Annotated in this window: 3 protein-coding genes; 1 reads left to right on the forward strand and 2 read right to left on the reverse strand. The window is 49.9% G+C overall.

From position 1 onward, the window contains the following. Together ACTIE6_RS22485 and ACTIE6_RS22490 are read right to left on the reverse strand one after the other, a co-directional pair. A partial coding sequence (locus ACTIE6_RS22485; RefSeq protein WP_439558765.1) for an ABC transporter permease occupies positions 1-1632 on the reverse strand: 1632 nt, incomplete at its 3' end. 152 nt (positions 1633-1784) lie between these two features. After that, positions 1785-2027 carry a hypothetical protein gene (locus ACTIE6_RS22490; RefSeq protein WP_439558766.1) on the reverse strand — a complete coding sequence of 81 codons (243 nt, stop codon included), beginning with the start codon at positions 2025-2027 and terminating at the stop codon, positions 1785-1787. A gap of 164 nt (positions 2028-2191) precedes the next feature. Here ACTIE6_RS22490 and ACTIE6_RS22495 point away from each other — a divergent pair. After that, positions 2192-2571, forward strand: a 380-nt coding sequence (locus tag ACTIE6_RS22495) for an SDR family oxidoreductase (protein ID WP_439558767.1), incomplete at its 3' end; no start/stop codon positions are given.

Raw genomic sequence — 2571 nt, forward strand, 5'->3', positions numbered from 1 at the left:
CGGCCGCTGCGAGGTCCCGAGATCATCGGCGTCGCCAAATCTCACTGTGATCACAAACTTGTCCCACTCGGTACGGTTGTCGCAGCGCACCGATCCGCCAAATCCCATATCGGAAGTGGGTGCGTCGTACTGGTAAGTAACCGATTTTACCTCCGGATATTGAAGCAGCGCATTGCGGAAAGCCTGCCTGTTAATGGTTTCGCCGGTTTGCCTGGGCAGCGTTATTTTGATCACACCTTTTTGGTCAAAACCCAGGTCTGCATTCCGGAAGAAGTCAAGTTGCAGCATCATAACCAGTGTGGCGGTGATCATGATTTGTGCAATTACCAGCTGCACGACTACCAACGAACGCCGCAGTCCGATGCCGCCAACCTGCCGCGAAATGAGCTTGCTTTTCAAAGCAGCGACCGGATTAAAGCCAGACAGGATCACGGCCGGGTAGAAGCCGGCGAGCAGCACTATCAGCAGAATGGTCAGCAAAGCGAAAATCAGCACTTCCATTTGCAGGAGGTTACCTGCCTGAAAAGCCTGTGTGTGCGTCCAGTTATTGAGCGGGGTGAAAAGCGGAATGGTAAACAGGATGGAGCCAAATGCAGCCAGCAGGGTAATCATCAATGTTTCTATATTGAATTGCCAGAAAAGTTGCTGCCGGCTGCTACCTAGCGCCTTTCGCACGCCAATTTCCTTTGAGCGTTTCACAGCCTGGGCTGTGGCCATATTGATGAAGTTAATGCTCGCAACCAGCACCAGGAAGAATCCGACGCCGGCTAAAATCCAGAGAATGGAACGCCGGATTTTACCATCATAATTTTCATTGAAGTGAATGTCAGCCAGCAGCTGCAAATGGTGCCGGTAGTAAGGTGCATTTTCGGCATAATATTTCTTTCCGTTTTTGGATATAAGCTGTTCAATGTGCTCGGGATTCGCATCAGGTGCGAGCCTCGCGAAAGTCAAATTCCGGCTGCTGATCCAGCCGAAGTCGGTTTGCCAGTTGGTAGGTTCAATGGTTTTAATGGTGGGGAGGGAAATGTAGGCATCAAAGAAAAAGTCGCTGGGACGCTGCTGGTCCCTGATCACGCCCGTAACTTTCAGATCATGCGCATTGTCGAGCCGCAAAATCTTTCCGGTTACCTCTTCCGTTCCGAAATATTTTCGTGCAAATTTTTGGCTAACTATTACTGTAAAAGGCTCCTGCATGGTAGCTGCCGCATTGCCGGAATGCCAGTCCATTGCAAACAGCTGCATATAGCCGTAATTGGCATAGGCAACATTATCTTTTTCCATAAAGCGGCGCGACCCTGCGGGCGTATTGGTTGAAAAAGATACCATCGGCATCCGGCGGAGGAATCCCGTTTTCTCAACACCTGCATAATCTTTTCCCAATGCAGCAGCAAGCGGATACGCAGACCCCGATTCACGCACAATACCTTCGTCTAAATGCAGGTCGAGCACGACACGGTAGAGCCTGTCGGCATTGGGCTGGTGCCGGTCAGTGGAGAGATGGTGTGCCAGAAAAAGGAATATCAGCGTTGCACCCGACATTCCGAGCGTCAGTCCCAGGATGTTGAGCAGGGTATAAGTGGCATTTACCCGCAGGTTACGGATAGCGACGGTCAGGTAGTTTTGCAGCATACAATCGGGTGTGAGTTAGCTGCATAAAGGTAAAAATTAGAAGGTGCCGAGCGATAACTAAGTACGCTCAGATGAAGTATTTAACATCATTTAACAACCTGTAATCCTTGCGCGGAAAGCCTGACCACTTTGAGCTTCACCGATTAGGGCAATCACGAATTATCTTCGACTTCCTCATCGTCAACACCCTCGAAATAATTGACCACAGTCATTAATGGCAGCGTGGTTGTGTCGGCTGCATTGGATAGCTGGATCACAGCGCGTTCATTGTTCTTATCATCAAAGCCGGAAAAGTACCCTTCGATTACCTCGCCCGGGCGGACTTTGTAGCTGATTGCTTTGTCAATGTATTTGGAGGCTCGCTTCTGGAGACCGGTGAGTTCGGGCTGGGGCATTGGAGTGTTGGTTTAATGGTTCTGCTCGTGCTTGTGCAAATATCTTTCCAAAAACTTGAAGCGTCTCCATAGCGGCCCTTCTTTCGGCTACAACAACCATAGATTTGGCTACACCCGCTTTTTCAGTGCTGCGCAATTTTGCATAAACCAAAACAGACAGCAAAATGAAAATTGTTTTAACAGGCTCGCTTGGCCATATCAGCAAGCCACTCGCCAAAATATTGATTGGGAATGGACACGAAGTAACCGTAATCAGCAGCAGCCCGGAAAGGCAGCAGCAAATCGGGGAGCTGGGCGCGACAGCGGCGATCGGTACTTTTGAAGATGTGGATTTTCTTGCAAAAACCTTTACCGGCGCCGACGCGGTTTACACCATGGTAGCGGCGCATAGCTATTTCACCAAAGACCTGGATGTGATCGGATTTTACAAACAGCTGGGACAGAATTATGCTGAAGCTATTCAGCAGGCAGGCGTGAAGCGTGTTGTTAATCTCAGTACTTTCGGCGCGCATTTGGCTGAGGGAAATGGCATTCTGGCTGGTGC

This window comes from Dyadobacter sp. (assembly GCF_051859145.1).
Taxonomy (GTDB): Bacteria; Bacteroidota; Bacteroidia; order Cytophagales; family Spirosomataceae; genus Dyadobacter.

Coding starts and splice junctions, on each gene's coding strand:
- ACTIE6_RS22490 (WP_439558766.1), bottom strand. CDS start 2,027: ATGCCCCAGCCCGAACTCACCGGTCTCCAGAAGCGAGCCTCCAAATAC.